Origin of the sequence: Virgibacillus phasianinus (assembly GCF_002216775.1) — a bacterium.
In the GTDB taxonomy this organism is placed as follows: Bacteria; Bacillota; Bacilli; order Bacillales; family Amphibacillaceae; genus Virgibacillus_F; species Virgibacillus_F phasianinus.
In genome coordinates this window covers 2040544-2057674 of the sequence record NZ_CP022315.1, presented here as the reverse complement: position 1 = coordinate 2057674, position 17131 = coordinate 2040544, and the positions used below count along the sequence as shown (strand labels likewise).

Genomic DNA, 17131 nt, shown 5'->3' with positions numbered 1-17131 from the left:
AATCATGATTCCGCTTCATTCGGAATTTTGTCAGCATGAACGTGCAAATACTGTAGCGTTGCCTTACCAAGAACTTTTGCTGCTATCAATAATACCCGCTCATCAATGTCAAATTTCGGATGATGGTGCGGGTATACTTTTTCCCATTCCGGATTTTCTGCACCTGTAAAGAAAAAGGTCCCTTTCACATGCTGCAAATAATACGCAAAATCCTCCCCACCCATAATCGGTGGTGTCTCGTTAACAGCCTGAACTCCTGGTACATCCTTCGCAAGCTCAGCAACGAATTCTGTTTCGTGTTTATGGTTAACCAGTGTTGGATAGCCACGGGTGTACGTGTACTCATAGTCGGCATCGGACAATTTGCACGTCGCATCCACCACATTTTCAATCTCTTTTTCGATAAAATCACGCGTTTCTTCCTTGAAAGTTCGAACCGTCCCAATCATTTCAGCGGTATCAGCAATAACATTATACGGATTCTTCGCTTCAAAATTACAAACAGATACAACAGCTGCATCAAGTGGATCGACCCTCCTGCTCACGATTTGCTGCAAATTATTGATGAGTTGTCCACCAATTAAAATGCTGTCCTTCGTATCATGCGGATAGGCACCATGACCACCTTCGCCAAGGATCTTAATATCAAATCGATCCGGCGCTGCTTGAAGCGGGCCCGATCGGTATCCAACCTCCCCGAGTGGCATCTGCGCCTGTAAATGTGTCCCAAAAATAACATCGACATCATCAAGACAGCCATCTTCTATCATTGATACAGCCCCACCTGGTGGCAATTCTTCTGCATGTTGATGGAGGAAAACAATCGTGCCCGCAATTTCCGATTTCATGCCATTTAGTACTTTCGCAAGCCCCAGCAATGCTGCGGTATGCCCGTCATGACCACAGGCGTGCATTACCCCATCATTCACCGATTTAAAGGGGACGTCTGTTTTCTCCTGGATTGGCAATGCATCAAAATCGGCCCGTAAAGCCACCGTTGGGCCAGTTTTTGATCCTTTGAGATAAGCCAAAACCCCGTTACCCCCAACGTTGGTCCTTACCTCATGGCCCAAATTCCGATGATATTCGGCAATATACGTTGCTGTTTTGACTTCCTTAAACGACAACTCCGGATTTTCATGAAGATACCTTCTGATTTCCACAATTTCCTCATAGATTGCATCCAACTCATTATATAAATTTTCCATTTAAAGCACTCCTTTTTTTAGGACAGATGGTCTTTAACGGGACGAGGGACCTGTCCCTCCGTCCCGCTAGTAATTTGGTCCCCAGCCGATAATGACGCCGATGGCTAGGAATATCATGGATAGTACGTACCAGAGGACGATTAATGGGATCATGAATTTGACCCATTTGGTCCATGGTACTCCGCCTATTGCCAGACAGGCCAGAAGTACGCCGGAAGCTGGTGTGATACTGTTCATAAAGCCATCGGACAACTGATAAGCTGTAACCGCTACTTGTCTTGGAACTTCCATGATGTCAGCAAGTGGGGTCAGGATCGGCATCATAACCACCGCGTTACCACTGCCGGACGATACAAGTAAGGCGAAGAGAGAATTCCCGATAAACATGGCAATCGCGCCGAATACAGAGGAGAATGGTTCCATTGCGACTGCCAGCCAGTGAACAATCGTATCCAGGATCATCCCGTTCTGCAGCACAAGGACAATTGCTCTTGCCAGTCCGATAATCAAGGCCCCGTAGACGAGATTTCGCGCGCCGCCCATGAACTCCTTCACGACAAAGTTTGGTGACATTTTCGCGATAATACCGGTTCCGACAGAAATGATTAAGAAAATAGCTGCCATGTGATTGAGTGACCAGCTGAATTGTAATGCGCCAACGATATAGAAGACAATCATCAAGCCTACGAAAAGCAGAATCAGCTTATGTTTTCCGGTGAATTCAAGTTGCACATCTTTACTGACTTTTTCATCACCTTTTGGAAATCTGTTTTCCCCCATAAGACTCTTGGATGGGTCATTTTTCACGCGCTTAATATACCAGAGAATATAAGCCAGCGTGCCAGCAAATACCACAACTGTCATGATGCATCTGAAAATAATTCCGGAATATAACGGGAGTCCCGCGATATCCTGGGCAATAAGGACCGTGAACGGACTCATAAATGATGTATTAAACCCGACATATGCGGTTAGTTTTATAATCGCAACGCCGGCAATTGCATCCAAATCCAGTGCTTTTGCCAAGATAATTCCAATTGGTATGAAAGCAATAACAGCATTGGAAATCGCACCAGTCAGCCCGCCAACCGCAAGCAATACACCAACAAAAATGACGAGCAAATGCTCCCGGTTTTTTGTTTTATTAACTGCCTTCATAATGGAAGCATTTATCGCTCCGGTCGATTCGATTACGGCAAATGTTCCACCAATGATTAATACGAGGAAAATGATTCCGGCCGTTTCGACCATTCCATTTTGGATAAATAGAAAGAAATCGAGAATTCCGGTTGGATCACCTGCGACAGTATGGAAGCTGTCTGGTACAACGACCGTAATGTCCCCCTGCTCCACGCGGTCAAAAGCGCCTGATGGCAGGAAATACGTTGCAAGAGCCGCAAGCAGCATAATGAACAGCATAATAATATACGCATCCGGCATCGCGAATTTCTTCCTGTTCTTTCTCGGTAGCTGCTCGTCCATTTCAGATCTATTTTCTATAGCCATATGGTAAGTCCTCCCTACAATTTTTGTTTAAACCAATCCTCCTCTTCAGTGATTTTGAAAAGATAAATTATTGTGAAAACGAATAGGTTATGCTAGATTATAATAAAGTATTTCTTTTAAATCAATAGAATTTTAAAATTTATCTTTTATTTTTTGGGAGGCACATCTGTGAATGAATTCTACAAAAAAATTGAATTGGCGTATGATGATCTATCAAAGGGATTAAAAAAAGTGGCCACCTATTTACTGGAGGAACCAACCGCATTCGCAGCAAATACTGCTAAGAAGGTTGGCGAGTCGCTTGGCGTTAGCGAGTCGATGATCACCCGTTTTTGCCTGACGCTGGGTTATTCAGGCTACAGTGAACTGCAAAAGGAAGTGCGCGATTACGTGTTTAACCAGAAACGGGTCTTTGAGGATTATTCGTTGTCGAGCGAAGATGATAATGGACGACCATTTCATGAACAAGTCATGCTTCACGATCAGTTCAACATTCAATCGACCTCCAAAAATATCAGTGAAGCACAGTTTAATGAGGCCGTTACGTACCTGACGAATGCAGATGAAGTGCTTATTTCCGGGCTGCGCTACACCTTTTCCATGGCCCATTGGCTCACCTACGCGCTGCTCTCAATCGGTATCAACGCACGGCTGTATCGCCCTGACCTGGATGCACATCTGGAATTTGCCACTGAACAAAAGAAGCACGTGTTTGTCGCCTTCTCGTTTCACGCCTATTCGATTGAAACCCTGATGCTTGCCAAAGAGGCAAAAAAACGTGGCTGGAAGATTATTGGCATTACCGATTCCGGTATCGCACCGATTTCCGGTTATGCCGATACGCTATTTCCGGTTTATTTTTCAAAAGGAAGTAATGCGGAAACTGCACCAATCGTGTTTTCCTTTTTGAATGCACTGGTTTCCGGCATCTCCATTAAGGAGCCGGAACGAACCAGGAAAAATAAACAGAGAATGGAAGAAAAGCGACTTAAGCAAACTTTTAAATTGTAAGTGAAACTGGGGTTTACTACCGGCAAACTATGATAAAAACAAGCAAAGGAGAATCAATTATTATGGCAACAACTACAATCGAAGCAAAAGTTATGGAGATTTTTGAACACCTGCATACACACCCGGAAACAAGCTGGAATGAGGTGGAAACAACTGAATTCATTAAAAATATATTAATCGACAGCGGCTGCAAAGTACGAACCTTTGACGATTGCACGGGGGTAGTCGGCGAAATTGGTGATGGAAAGCCTGTTGTCGGGATACGCGCAGACATGGATGCGCTTTGGCAGGAAGTCAACGGGAAATTCCAGGCCAATCATTCCTGTGGCCACGACTCACATATGACAATGGTGCTTGGCGTGCTTCTGTCCATTAAAGAAATGGAAAGCATCCCGAATGGCACTATCCGTTTTATTTTTCAACCGGCCGAGGAAAAAGGTAATGGCGCACTTAAAATAATCGAAAAAAATGTTGTGGATGACGTTGATTATTTGTATGGCGTTCACCTTCGTCCCATTCAGGAAGTGGAAAATGGCATGGCCACCCCAGCCCTTTTTCATGGCGCTGCAAAACATATCGACGGCGAAATTATCGGTGAAGATACACACGGCGCACGGCCGCATCTAGGTGTGAACGCCATCGAGGTCGGATCAGAATTAGTTCAAAAGCTGAGTCACATCCACATCGACCCAATGGTGCCGCATTCTGTAAAGGTCACGAAGTTTCTTGCCGGGGGCGAAAGTTCCAATATCATCCCCGGAAATGCAACCTTCAGTATTGATATGCGGGCACAAACCAATGAAATTATTGAAAAGCTGGCCACATCTGTTGAGGAGGCCGTACAATCGATTTCGGATTATTATCATGTACCAATCAATTTATCGGTGGAATCCATGATGGCATCAGCAATTGTCGATCCAGAAGCTAAAGATATCATGGCTGATTCTATCAAAAAAGTACTAGGCGCGGAAAACCTAGTAGCACCAGTCACAACATCAGGAAGTGAAGATTTCCATTTTTACACATTGAAAAAAGACCACATTAAAGCGACAGTCCTTGGTCTAGGCTGTGATTTGAAACCAGGATTGCATCACCCGAACATGTCATTTGATCATAAAATGATTATTCCAGGTGTCAAAATTTTAACAAACACCATTTTGAGCACCTTAGAACACAAGGGAGTGAAGGAATAATGAGTAAAAATACTCAGGGACATGAGGGACAGGTCCCTCGTCCCGCTAACCAAATCCTGCAATTATGCGGGTCATCGTCTGAAATTGGCCGAAATCATGGGGAACAGGCAAGAGACAAGGTCCATACGACATTACAAACCTATGAGCGGATGTTCCATGACTATTCCAATATGTCCTGGAAGGAATCCAAGGAAAAAGCCTTGCTGCATGAAAAAGCAATTGAACAATACAATTCCAATTACTTAGAAGAAATGAACGGAATAGCGAAAGGTTCCGGTGTGGACTACGAAGATATTTTGGCGATCAATGCAAGAAGTGAAATTGCACTAATAACCGGACCGGACGGCTGCACATCATTTGCCATAACAAATCCAAAGTCAGAGAAGACATGGTTAGCCCAAAATTGGGACTGGAAAGGCACACAACTGGATGCATTAGTTGAGCTAACGATTGAACAACAAGGGGTGCCAGCCATCCAAATGGTAACGGAAGCCGGCATCATCGGAAAAATTGGCAGGAACAGTGCTGGGATGGGCGTCTGCCTCAATGCATTAGTAACCGATACGTGGCAGCCTAAAGTTCCAATTCACCTGGGATTACGGGCTGTTCTCGAATCCCATTCAATGGAAGAAGCAATCACGAAAATCGATCATAATCAAATGGCATCGGCGGCCCATTTCCTAATCGCCTCAGGATCCGGCGAAGCGATAGGAATGGAAGTGTCACCAGTACACACTGGAAAAATTGAAGCAGAGAACGGAATAGTAACCCATACTAACCACATCTGTTCCCCTGGGTTGAAAAAGCAAATTATTGAAAACGCGACAGCAAACTCTTTTACCCGTCTTACAACTGTAAACAGCCTATTGGGACAACTGGATGGCAGCACAATTACCAAAGATGATTTGTTCCAAATACTCGCTAACCATGATCATTTTCCAGAATCCATCTGCCGTCACAGCCAACCAGGACAATCCGAACGCGAAAATATCGACACCGTGTTCAGTATCGTCATGAACCTAACCGATGACGAACTTGAATGGATAGAAGGAAGACCATGTGAGCAGGACTGAAAATCCTTGTCCTTGGGGGCTGGCGGCGGGACGCGGGGACAGGTTCCTTGTCCCAGTACAAGGAACCTGTCTGCCACCCGAGTTTAGCGCCTGTCGGTGTCGAAAGGTTTCTGCTTTTTGATCAGATTGCCCACTTTATCAACTCGTTTTTAGTTGAACTACAACGGGTGGTACTTTCCTGTCACTGCATCAACCGTTAACAAAAATTGATTACTCGAGTAAGTACCACCTTCGGCAATCCAGTACGGACGATAGAATACTTCCTGCTTAATTAGCTTCATTCTTGGCATAGACAGGACCTTCATTTTGTATGAAATAGAATTATACAGAAATTTTTCAGCGATACCCTTAGCCTCCATTGTATCTAATTCCTTTTGAATGAGTTTCTCTGCTGTTATTTCTTGTTCCTTAAACTCAGGTGAGATGTCAATTACCGCACCGACCCCATTCACCCCATCAACGGTGCAGCCTACCGCTCCACCGATTGGGTGAAAAAAACTTTTGCTTTCAAGTTCATACTCAAAAAAGAAATATGGGTAAAAAACAAGTTGATTGACCTTAAAGGACCTATTTGTATCCATCCGTTCAAGATAAACCTTTATTTCTTGATTGCTAAAACCTATCGCTTCTGCTTTGACTAGTTCATTCATTACCATCACCCTTTGATTGGAGCGTTGTTGCCGATAAAGTCAGCAATACTTCTTGCTTCAGGACCAATATCGCGTGCTATATTCTTTTCGATATTTTTAGGTAATGTTCGTGGACCCTTTGCATCTTCAAATGCTTTTTGAATTGGTTTAGAGGGTGTTGATCCAAACCTGTTGCCAACGATCATTCCTAAAATAGAAACCATTAACCCCCCTAGAAAAGGATGGATTGCTGTAGCACTCTGCCAGTCAAAAGAGGTCCAAAGAATATTGGTTAGTCCACCACCAATCATTGCGCATAATACTCCTATTTTATTGGCATTTTTCCAATAAACTGAACAGACATAGGGAACTAGAAAACTATTTCCAAGTGTACCAAACGCAAATACCACTAGTGCAAATACGGATGGTGGTTGATTTATTGCGACAACCACTCCTATTACACCTGCAAGAAGGATACTAAGGCGTGAAACACGAACCATTTTGGTTTGACTTGCTTTTTTATCAATAAATCGTTGATATACATCCCGTGATAAAATGGTTCCAGCTTGCATTAAAATAGAATCAGAAGTTGACATGATAGCAGCCATAATAGCTGAAAGTAGTATTGCTGCAAAAATCCCTGGAAAAAATGTATACGCAAGTGTTGGGATAACCATTTCAGGATCTGCCAAATTCGGAAGTAAAATGATTCCAATAAATCCTAATAAATAGGGTGCATATGCAAAAAGTTGATTGTAAATCGCTGTCCAAAGTGTAGCGGTTTTCACCGTCTTTGTGCTTTTCATTGACATGTGCCTTACAACAACATGCGGAAGCCCCATATACCCAATAGAATAAATAAGGACAGCCCCTATAATGACGCCCCACTGTCCATAAAATTCAAGATCTTTACCCCAAATGCTTAGGTAGGAAGGATCAATTTGACCAAGCGCATGGTTTAAACCAGAGAGCCCCCCAACATGAATGAGCCCCATAACCAAAATGCCTAAAACTCCTACCACCATTACTATGCCTTGAAAAAAATCAGTCCAAACCACAGCCAGGTAGCCACCTACAACCGTATAGGCTATGATTACACTAACCCCAATAACAAGTGCCCACTCATATGGTAAGCCTGTCAGAGCTTCTAGTGCTTTGCCAGATGCAATAAATTGCGCAAAAACATATGCAAATAAAAAAATGATAGAAATTATAGATCCAACAACACTTACTGCTGCGCTCTCAAACCGTTTTTCCAAATATTCGATTGGTGAAAGTGCCCCCAAAATCTCAGACATTCGCCGCATTCTCTTTCCTAGAACAGATAGATTAACAATGCCTCCACCCGCATCACCGATTGCATACCAAATTGCATACCATCCCTGTTGAAATGCTAGTGCTGGACCACCTAAAAACATGTACCCACTCATTGATGTACTTTGCATGGTTAATGCAGTAACAGCGGGACCTATATTTCTATCACCAAGTAAATAACTATCAACCGATTGAGATGCTTTTCGTGAAAAAAATATTCCTACCGAAAGCAAAGCAACTAAATAAATAATAAAGACAATCGCATCAGATCCCACCGTCACTTCAACTCCTTGTCATCGGATTTTGCGTAGAATTCATCTTCTCGCTCATCATCCCTTTTTTTGATGAAATACATAATAATACCTAACGTTAGCCAAATAAATGGCCATGGTACAATTAGCCAGAAAGTTTCAACGGGGAAATTAAACATTATGTATCTCCTCTCTTTAATGAATATAGTCCAATCATTTGAAACATAAGTTTCGTCGTTAATCCCAAGTAGTTGCAAAAGTTCTAATATAATAACATCTAATTATATATATCTGACAAGCTATGAATATTCATCTCATCTTCATCACAATATAAAATATGAAAACTAGAATGATAAAATAGTAAAAGGAATCAAGATGATAGTCTCCTGATTCCTTTTCGTATCACTACAGCTTTTTTATACAATTACACCCAGCGAGTCGTAACTACTTTCTTTCGCGTATAGAATTCAATACCATCTTTACCATTCGCATGTAAATCACCATAAAACGAATCTTTCCATCCAGAGAATGGGAAGAAAGCCATTGGGGCCGGTACACCGATATTTACACCAATCATACCTGCGTCAATTGTTTCACGGAACTGCCGTACATTTCCACCCTTATTTGTGAAAATGCACGCACCGTTAGCAAAACGTGATTTGTTTGTAAGTGCAACCGCATCATCTAAGTTTTTCACTCTACTAATAGATAGAACGGGAGCGAAAATTTCATCCTTCCAAATTTTCATTTCGCTCGTTACATTATCAAATATCGTCGGTCCCACGAAATAGCCATCCTGATGAACACATTCGTCTTTACGACCATCACGAATAAGTTTTGCTCCTCCTTTTTCACCATCCTCAATATATTGTAAAGTACGCGCCTTATGTTGATCGCGAATCACCGGACCTAAGAAGGCACCCTCATCCAGGCCATTACCAATTTTTACTTCATTGGCTTTCTGAACAAGTTTTTCAACAAGCTCATCCGCAATTGAATCTTCTACAGCTACAACGGAACATGCCATACAACGTTCGCCAGCCGAACCAAACGCTGCACTAATAATTTGAGTTGCTGCGTTTTCTAAATCAGCATCCTTCAGTACAGTTGAGTGGTTTTTCGCTCCTGCAAGTGCCTGCACACGTTTCAAGTTTTCGGTACCACGTTTATAAACGTATTCAGCGACTGGCTGCGAACCTACAAATGAAATAGCTGCTACCTCTTTATGATCCAATAATCCATTTACAACGTCATGTGCTCCATGGACGATATTGAATACTCCTTTAGGCAGACCCGCTTCTTCAAGCAATTCTGCTAAGCGATTTGCAAGTAGCGGCGTACGCTCAGACGGCTTCAATACAAATGTATTACCAGTTACAATTGCCATTGGGAACATCCAGGTTGGAACCATCATTGGGAAGTTAAATGGGGTAATTCCACCGATAACACCGATTGGATAGCGATAGACCCCAGATTCAAGATCTGTTGCAATCGAAGGTAATTGACTCCCCATCATTAATGATGGTGCCCCAGCTGCGTACTCCACACATTCTATTCCCCGCAATACTTCTCCATGTGCCTCTTTTAAACTTTTGCCATTTTCGATGGTTAGCAATTCTGCTAGTTCATCCCAGTGTTCGACCAGCAATTGTTGATAGTTAAATAGAATACGAGCACGTTTTGGAACCGCAACCTCCTTCCAGCTTTGAAACGCTTCATTAGCTACTTCTACTGCATGATCCAGGTCATCTTTTGATGAAATAGGTACATGCGCGATTACTTCTTCTGTGGCGGGATTATATACTGTCTCTGTTTTCTCTGATTTTGCTTCAATCCATTTTCCGCCAACATAGTTTTTTAGTGACTTTACAATTGTTTGCGTCATACGAATTACCTCCTAGATTTTTGTGATGGTGGCCCTCTTTTTAAGGTTGGTTTTGCTTAAAAACCTTTTTCAAAACAGTAATAATAAAGTCTAAATCCTCATCTGTACTGGATAGTGGTGGACAAAGGGTTAGAATGTTATTATAGCCTGCTACCGTATCTCCATTTTTCCCAATGATTAATCCATTGGCCTTACATTCCCCAATGATTTTGCCGACTCGCTGAGCGGCTGCAGGCTCTTTTGTGTTCTTATCCTCCACCAGTTCAATACCCATGACAAATCCCAGACTGCGAATATCTCCCACGTATGGATGGCTTTTTAATTCTGCCAGCTCTTTTTGAAGGCGCTCTCCTAAAACCGCGGCTCTAGACACTAAATTTTCCTGTTCCAGAATCTCGATATTTTTCAGGGCGACTGCACAGGCTGCTGGGTTCCCTCCAAAGGTATTAACGTGACGAAAATGGCTATTTTCTTCACTATCTTTAAAGGTTTCATAAATATCTTTACGAACAGCTGTGACTGACAATGGCAAATACGCACTTGTAAGTCCCTTCGCCATCGTAATAATATCCGGCTTAATGTCATAATGCATATGTCCAAACATCTTACCAGTTCTGCCAAACCCGCAAATGACTTCATCAATTATTAATAAGACACCATGTCGCTTGCAAATCTCTTGTACTTTCTTTACATATACCGGATGCGGAATTAACACACCTCCACCGGTAATTAATGGTTCCATAATAATTCCAGCGATTGTCTCTTTTTGCTCCCATATAATTTTGTTTTCAAGTTCCTCTGCTCGAAGTAAATTATATTCTTCCACAGATTGCCCTGAAGGCCTCCGATAATTATCTGGAGGTGCAACATGCAGAAAACCTGAAGAAAGCGGTTCGTATTTGTATTTACGTAATGCCTGACCAGTTGCCGACAAAGCCCCCATTGAACTTCCATGATAGGCGCGGTAACGTGAAATGAACTTATACCTTGAAGGATCGCCATTTTGCTGGTGGTACTGGCGGGTCACTTTAAACGCCACTTCATTTGCATCTGAACCACTGTTGGAATAAAAGATCATATAATCGTCATCCAGCATCTCATTTATCTTTTCAGCAAGTTCTATTGCTGCAACATGACTTTGAACCATCGGCGCGTAAGCCATCTGTTTCATTTGTTCATATGCCGCCAGTGCCAATTCTTCCCTGCCATAACCAACGTTTACACACCAAAGACCTGACATTGCGTCAAGCAGTTTATTTCCACTATGGTCAGTTATCCATGACCCTTTCGCTTCTGTCACGACCATTGCGGGATTTTCTTTTTTATATGGGGAAACATGATGCCAAACATTTTGACGATCCTTTTCAACAAGTAACTTTTTTTTCTTTTCCTCTATCGTTTCCAAATTAACCTTCTCCCTTCGAAAACAAGAATTTACTCATTGTCCATCAACACATTTTGCAAGCGCTTACCTCCAGGGACTGATATGTCTCAATTTTACTGTTAAATTTGTATTAGTTGAAGTTGACACTGGTTCAACTATACTTCATAATTTATTTTACAAATAATTTCCAACATTGTCATTTTACATAATGTTAAATTATATCAGGTTCGCTTTAACAATTTGGGGGATGTAATTGATTAGTGAGTTTCAGCCAACTATTAAAAACGTGCTTACAAGAGAAACCTTTCAAAATGCAAAAGTTATCGCAGGAAGCAATGGATTGGAAAGACAAGTGAAATGGACGCACATCCTGGAAACGAACAAATTCGATTCATTAATAAATGGAGGCGAATTAATTCTAACGACTGGTGCTGGTCTGCAGCTTGATTCACAAACAGAACAAACCCATATAAAAAAATTAATAGAAAGAAATGCTGTAGGTATTTGTATTGAAATTGGCACCCATGTCAATAAAATTTCATCTGAAATAATCCAGTTAGCGAATAACCATGACTTCCCAATCATCATATTTGAGAAAGTTGTGAAATTTGTTGACATTACGCAAGATCTTCATTCCTTAATTGTTAACCAGCATCATCTCGAACTCAATCAGTTGAATCTATTGTCCAAAAGATTGAATGAACTCTCACTTTCACCGAACGGTATTTTAAAAATTCTTCAGGAACTGCATGCTAATTTTCAACAAAGCACCCTATTTATTACAGTTGATACGAAATCTTACTATTACCCCCCTGAGGTTAAGGACATGGATGAAGTAATCCGTTCCTATTTTATGGACTTCAGGGAGCAAAATATGCAGCAAAGTTTTTTTTCATTGAATGGAGAAAGTTTTGCTTTATTTCCAGTAAAGGGACTTGGACAAATTTGGGGATACCTATGTTTACAAGTAAAAGATTGCTTATTAAATGAATTTTTCTATACGGTTATGGATTGTGCCGCACTTGCCATTGCACAAATCATGTTACGAAACCGAACAATAGAAGAAAGAAAGCAAAACTTAGAAGATGAACTTGTTCGGAATTTATTACATGGCAAGCATTACAATCTGAACGAACTTCAAACAGTCATTCCATCTTTACCAACAAATTTGTATTACAGGGTAGTATTAATTCAAACAAATTACCCCGAAATAAAATTAATTGAAAAGGACTGGGAAGAAATAAAATTACAAAGATCAATGATGTTTAAGTCCCTTTTTAAGCAACATGGGTTATTTCCTGCGGTATCGATTGGAAAGAATGAAATTGCAATTATTTCTTTCTATGCGATGGAAGAAGATTTAGTAAAAGATAGGTCAAAACTTTCACAAGTTATAACCACAATAATGGAAATAAAAGAAACTAACATTCTGGATGGCAGTCAATGCACGTTTGGAGTAAGTAAAGTTTATCAAGATATTGCCCTTATAGCTAAAGGTTATGAAGAAGCTAGGGATGTCTTTCATTTACAGGAATCAAAAAAGGTACAAACATTTTTTTACGAGAATATTGGTGTATACCGACTTCTTCTGCTATTACAGGAAAATGGACAACTTGAATCTTATATACAAGATTATTTAGGAACTTTATTAAACTACGATCAAGAAATGAAGAGTGATTTGTTTACAACACTTGAAATCTACCTGGATTGCAGCGGTTCTAAAAAGGAAGCTGCCGAACGTTTATTTATTGTTCGCCAGACACTCTACCATCGTTTAGTAAAAATTGAACAGCTTATTGGACAGGACTTTATGGAACCTATGAATCGTTTAGCACTTGAAACTGCCATTAAAGCTTATTATTTAGTAAAAGATACCCCTGCAACCGTAACCGTAACTAATCACTAAGACCCGCCTGAATATACACTATGTAACACAAGCTATCAGCATATTTAACATTGTGTTTAGTGTTCTTAAGCGGTATTTACTTTATAGTTAAATTATATTCTGCTAATTCCCAAAAATCTAAATATAAAAGAACGGAGTGATTTAAAACAATTAATTAGCTTCTTTTTGGCCATAAATAAAAAATGCATAACCCCTGTTTTAAATTTATTGTTAGCAGAATACAATAGGTGAAATCTTAACAGGAGGGTTTATTAATGAAAAAGAATTCGGGAAATTACCTGAAGTCACCCGATTTACTCCCAATTTCCTACCAAGAAAAGTCAATTAGTACAACAGGCTTCTTCTTCATGTGGATTGGGATGAGTGTTCTGTTAGCAACATTTGCTATTGGTGCCGCAGGAGTTCAGACCATTCCTTTAGGCTGGGTCGTTACCGCAACGTTCATAGGATCACTTGCCATTGGCATATTCATTACCTTAATTGGCGATATCGGAATTGAACACGGAATATCTTTTCCAGTCTATATGAGAGCACCATTTGGTACTGTCGGAACCCATTTTCCTTCCATCATCCGTGCTGTCTCAGCATCATTTTGGTTTGGGGTAAATACTTACTTCGGGGCAACTGCAATAAGTGTAATTTTAACTATTCTCTATGGTTACGACAACTGGTTTATTTGTTTTCTTGTGTTTGCCTTATTTCAATTAATAAACACTGCACTCGGGATAAAATGGGTCGAGAGATTTGCGGAAATTTCAGTGCCGTTCATTATTATAGTTTCCATATGGATGTATAGTACATTATTAACCCAGGCGCTAGAACAGGGAAAAAACGTTTGGACATGGGTTGAAAGTCCCGTTTCTGGTGTTGCAACAATAACAGCATTTATGGTGGTTATCTTTGCTAACATGGGATTTTGGGCTACCTTAGGTGCAGACATTCCAACAATTTCAAGACACATAAAAGCACCAAAATATGAGAGAAATTGGTTCAAGCGGAATAAAGGTACACTAATCGGCAGTATTATAGCACTACCATTGACTGGGTGTTTCATGATTATGATTGGTGCTGCATCATTTACAGCTGCATCTACAAATAATCCTGTAATAGCGCTACAGGACAGTACAAGTGGCTGGATGCTGTGGGTATTGTTGATAATGGTTATTCTAACGCAATGGTCTACAAATATTTCTGCTAACCTTGTACCAGCTTCAGCAATTTATTCAAATGCTGGAGGTCCTAAAGTTTCCTATGCTGTAGCTGTGTTTATAGCAGGTATCGTGGGGATTGTCATTCAACCATGGAACGTAATGGAAGTAATTTTAACAGCATTATTGATCATCGGTGCAATTTTGTCATCGATCACAGGAGTATTGTTTGTAGATTATTATCTATTGCGTAAGCGAAGAATAAATGTACACGATTTATACAAAAATGATGGTCAATACCATTATTGGAAGGGCATTAATTTAGCTGGATTTTTATCATGGATTATAGGCGGAGCAGTAGCTTGTCTATTTTTAGATTACTCTTTCATTATTGGATTTATTGTTGGATCAGCAACATATTATGTTTTAGCGAAACATTGGTGGTTCAAGGCATATAAACAAAAGGAAATAGAAGATCCAGACGATGAAAAATACTTAGGAATAACGGTTGGACGAGACTGGATAATTGATACCGATGTTAAAACCGAAGCAAAGGATGATGTAGCGAGCTTATAAGTAATCTTCACTTTGCGCGTAATTGTATGCGCTTTCACAGGCGAAAAAGGAACAATGTTAAATGAGGCTGTGACAAAAGTGATTCAGTCAGAGAAAATCCGAACTATGATTGAATTTGAAATCATAGTTCGGATATTTTTCTTGGCTGCTTTTGTAAACTTAACCGCAAATTGACGTATTGGACCGATTGTTGAAAAAGTAACGTTTTAAACTTCCTACCCTGTGATTGTTCGTCTTTGGGTCAAACATTTTAGTTATGTCCCAGCCTATTTACTAGTAGTGACGGCTATATTTAACGTACGCGCTATTCCGCTTTTTGCTCCGCTCGAATAAGAGTTGAGAAATAAATTCTGGTGTCAGGATTTAAAAATTGAAGCTCTTCTTTTTCAAGAATCTTTTTCTCAATGACTCGGGAAAACTCTACAAATGCGCCACTTAGTGTTTCATTAACCGCGGTAATTCGATACCCCTTGTTATACAAGTTGTCGATTTTTTCCTTTTCCAAAAGAAATTCTTTGTGGTGCGACATTGGCCTTTCCACTAGGTATTTCCTCCTTCATTTCGTTCTTAAATTAACTGGTGCCTTCCCACGGAAATTTTAAGTAAATCCATGTCCTTTACTGCTTAACTCAACGATTCTTCAGTCACTTTTTTGTATGTGTCAAACCGCTTCCGTTTCAAATAATTACCTTCTCCAGGATTCCCAACAAATTGCTTATCGCGGATTACAAATTCCCCCCGTGACAAAACAGAAATTGGTTCGCCGATAACTTTCATTCCTTCAAATGGGTTGTAATCAACATTCATATGGTGCGTGTCAACAGACAATGTGCGTTCCCGATTTGGGTCAAAGATTACGATATCTGCATCACTTCCTACTGCAATTGTCCCTTTTTGAGGAAACACGCCAAATAACTTAGCTGGTTTCGTTGAGACCATATCAACAAATTGGTTGATTGTAATTCGCCCTTTTTTAACCCCTTCTGAGAATAAGAGACTAAAGCGGTCTTCAATAGTTGGACAACCGTTAGGGATTTTCGTAAAGTCACCCTTCCCTAAGTCTTTCTGGCCTTTAAAATTAAAGGAGCATTGGTCAGATCCTAATGTTTGCAGCTGACCGGTTTTCAACGCATTCCAAAGTACATCTTGATTCCATTTTTCACGTAATGGCGGCGAACACACATACTTAGCTCCCTCAAAGTCAGGCTCTTCCAGATTCGACTGGTCTAATACTAAATACTGTGGACATGTCTCACCCCATACGTTGTAACCTTTTCGCCGTGCTTCTGTTATTCTTTCTAGTGCAGCAGCAGATGTCACATGCACAACGTACAGTTGGGAGTCTGCAAGTCCTGTCAGCTCTACCGCTCTACCTGTTGCTTCCCCCTCTAATTCTGGTGGCCTTGTCAGTGCATGATGGATTGGGTCCGTGTTCCCTTTTTCTAAGGCCTCTGTTACTAGGTGATCAATTACATCGCCGTTTTCAGCATGGACCATAACAAGGGCACCATGTTCTTTTGCAGTCAGCAGTGTTCGAAATAGCACATTGTCATCAACTTGAAAGACATTCTTATAGGCCATAAATACTTTAAACGAGGTAATGCCTTCCTCTTCAATAATGGAAGGGAGTTCACTTAGTACTGCATCGTTTACTTCTCCTATCATTAAATGGAAACTATAATCAATGACTGCCTTATCCTTTGATTTTTCATGCCAATGACTAACGGCGTTTCTTAACGGCTCTCCTTTATTCGTTAGGCAAAAGTCGATCACTGTCGTTGTGCCGCCATAAGCCGCAGCAATCGTTCCTGTTTCAAAGTCATCAGCAGTTACTGTTCCACCAAATGGCATATCCAAATGGGTATGTGGGTCAACACCACCCGGAAAAAGGAATGCCCCTTTTGCATCAATCACTTCATCAACATCCTCAGTAAAATAACCGCCAATTGAAGTCACCTTGCCATCTTCAATCAGCAAATCAGCCTCATATTTGTCAGTTGCCGTTACAATTGTTCCATTTTTTATCAATTTTTTCATTCTCTTTTCC

14 protein-coding genes are annotated in these 17131 nt (G+C 40.8%); 5 read left to right on the top strand and 9 right to left on the bottom strand.

The features are described 5' to 3' along the window. Positions 1-2: 2 nt before the first annotated feature. Together CFK37_RS09955 and CFK37_RS09950 are read right to left on the bottom strand one after the other, a co-directional pair. Positions 3-1208 carry a M20 family metallopeptidase gene (locus CFK37_RS09955; protein ID WP_089061710.1) on the bottom strand — a complete coding sequence of 402 codons (1206 nt, stop codon included), beginning with the start codon at positions 1206-1208 and terminating at the stop codon, positions 3-5. A gap of 66 nt (positions 1209-1274) precedes the next feature. Continuing rightward, positions 1275-2714 (bottom strand): YfcC family protein, encoded by a 1440-nt coding sequence (locus CFK37_RS09950; protein ID WP_245837196.1) that lies wholly within the window; start codon positions 2712-2714, stop codon positions 1275-1277. Positions 2715-2882: 168 nt separating this feature from the next. On the opposite strand from CFK37_RS09950, the gene CFK37_RS09945 reads away from it, so the two are divergent. The 3 genes from CFK37_RS09945 to CFK37_RS09935 all read left to right on the top strand — a co-directional run bounded on the left by CFK37_RS09945 (position 2883) and on the right by CFK37_RS09935 (position 5991). Further along, positions 2883-3725, top strand: coding sequence for a MurR/RpiR family transcriptional regulator (locus CFK37_RS09945; protein ID WP_157724834.1), 843 nt, complete (start codon positions 2883-2885; stop codon positions 3723-3725). 62 nt (positions 3726-3787) lie between these two features. Then, positions 3788-4918 (top strand): M20 peptidase aminoacylase family protein, encoded by a 1131-nt coding sequence (locus tag CFK37_RS09940; protein WP_089061708.1) that lies wholly within the window; start codon positions 3788-3790, stop codon positions 4916-4918. Beyond that, positions 4918-5991 carry a C45 family autoproteolytic acyltransferase/hydrolase gene (locus CFK37_RS09935; protein ID WP_245837195.1) on the top strand — a complete coding sequence of 358 codons (1074 nt, stop codon included), beginning with the start codon at positions 4918-4920 and terminating at the stop codon, positions 5989-5991. The genes CFK37_RS09940 and CFK37_RS09935 overlap by 1 nt, the downstream gene beginning before the upstream one ends. Before the next feature lie 158 nt (positions 5992-6149). On the opposite strand, the gene CFK37_RS09930 is transcribed toward CFK37_RS09935, so the two are convergent. The 5 genes from CFK37_RS09930 to CFK37_RS09915 all read right to left on the bottom strand — a co-directional run bounded on the left by CFK37_RS09930 (position 6150) and on the right by CFK37_RS09915 (position 11466). After that, entirely contained in the window at positions 6150-6641 is a 492-nt protein-coding gene (locus CFK37_RS09930) for a hypothetical protein (protein ID WP_089061707.1), read from the bottom strand. Positions 6642-6646: 5 nt separating this feature from the next. After that, complete coding sequence (locus tag CFK37_RS09925) at positions 6647-8209, bottom strand: sodium/proline symporter (RefSeq protein ID WP_089061706.1); 1563 nt, start codon at positions 8207-8209, stop codon at positions 6647-6649. Positions 8210-8211: 2 nt separating this feature from the next. Beyond that, positions 8212-8364 (bottom strand): hypothetical protein, encoded by a 153-nt coding sequence (locus tag CFK37_RS20170; protein WP_172840487.1) that lies wholly within the window; start codon positions 8362-8364, stop codon positions 8212-8214. Positions 8365-8609: 245 nt separating this feature from the next. Next, positions 8610-10070: a CoA-acylating methylmalonate-semialdehyde dehydrogenase gene (locus CFK37_RS09920; protein ID WP_089061705.1), complete on the bottom strand. Its 1461-nt coding sequence runs from the start codon at positions 10068-10070 to the stop codon at positions 8610-8612. A 40-nt stretch (positions 10071-10110) separates the two neighbouring features. Next, on the bottom strand, positions 10111-11466 hold the full coding sequence (locus tag CFK37_RS09915) for an aspartate aminotransferase family protein (RefSeq protein ID WP_425445382.1): 1356 nt from the start codon (positions 11464-11466) through the stop codon (positions 10111-10113). A gap of 241 nt (positions 11467-11707) precedes the next feature. Here CFK37_RS09915 and CFK37_RS09910 point away from each other — a divergent pair, with 241 nt between their 5' ends. Together CFK37_RS09910 and CFK37_RS09905 are read left to right on the top strand one after the other, a co-directional pair. Continuing rightward, positions 11708-13360: a PucR family transcriptional regulator gene (locus CFK37_RS09910; protein WP_245837194.1), complete on the top strand. Its 1653-nt coding sequence runs from the start codon at positions 11708-11710 to the stop codon at positions 13358-13360. Between the two features lie 254 nt (positions 13361-13614). Continuing rightward, the gene (locus CFK37_RS09905) at positions 13615-15084 is read left to right on the top strand and encodes an NCS1 family transporter (protein ID WP_089061703.1); all 1470 of its coding nucleotides are present in this window, start codon (positions 13615-13617) and stop codon (positions 15082-15084) included. A 304-nt stretch (positions 15085-15388) separates the two neighbouring features. Here the strand turns inward: CFK37_RS09905 and CFK37_RS09900 are convergent, their stop codons facing one another. Both CFK37_RS09900 and hydA read right to left on the bottom strand, forming a co-directional pair. Further along, positions 15389-15625 (bottom strand): hypothetical protein, encoded by a 237-nt coding sequence (locus tag CFK37_RS09900; RefSeq protein ID WP_245837193.1) that lies wholly within the window; start codon positions 15623-15625, stop codon positions 15389-15391. Positions 15626-15708: 83 nt separating this feature from the next. Next, complete coding sequence (gene hydA, locus CFK37_RS09895; protein WP_089061702.1) at positions 15709-17121, bottom strand: dihydropyrimidinase; 1413 nt, start codon at positions 17119-17121, stop codon at positions 15709-15711. Positions 17122-17131: the final 10 nt, after the last annotated feature.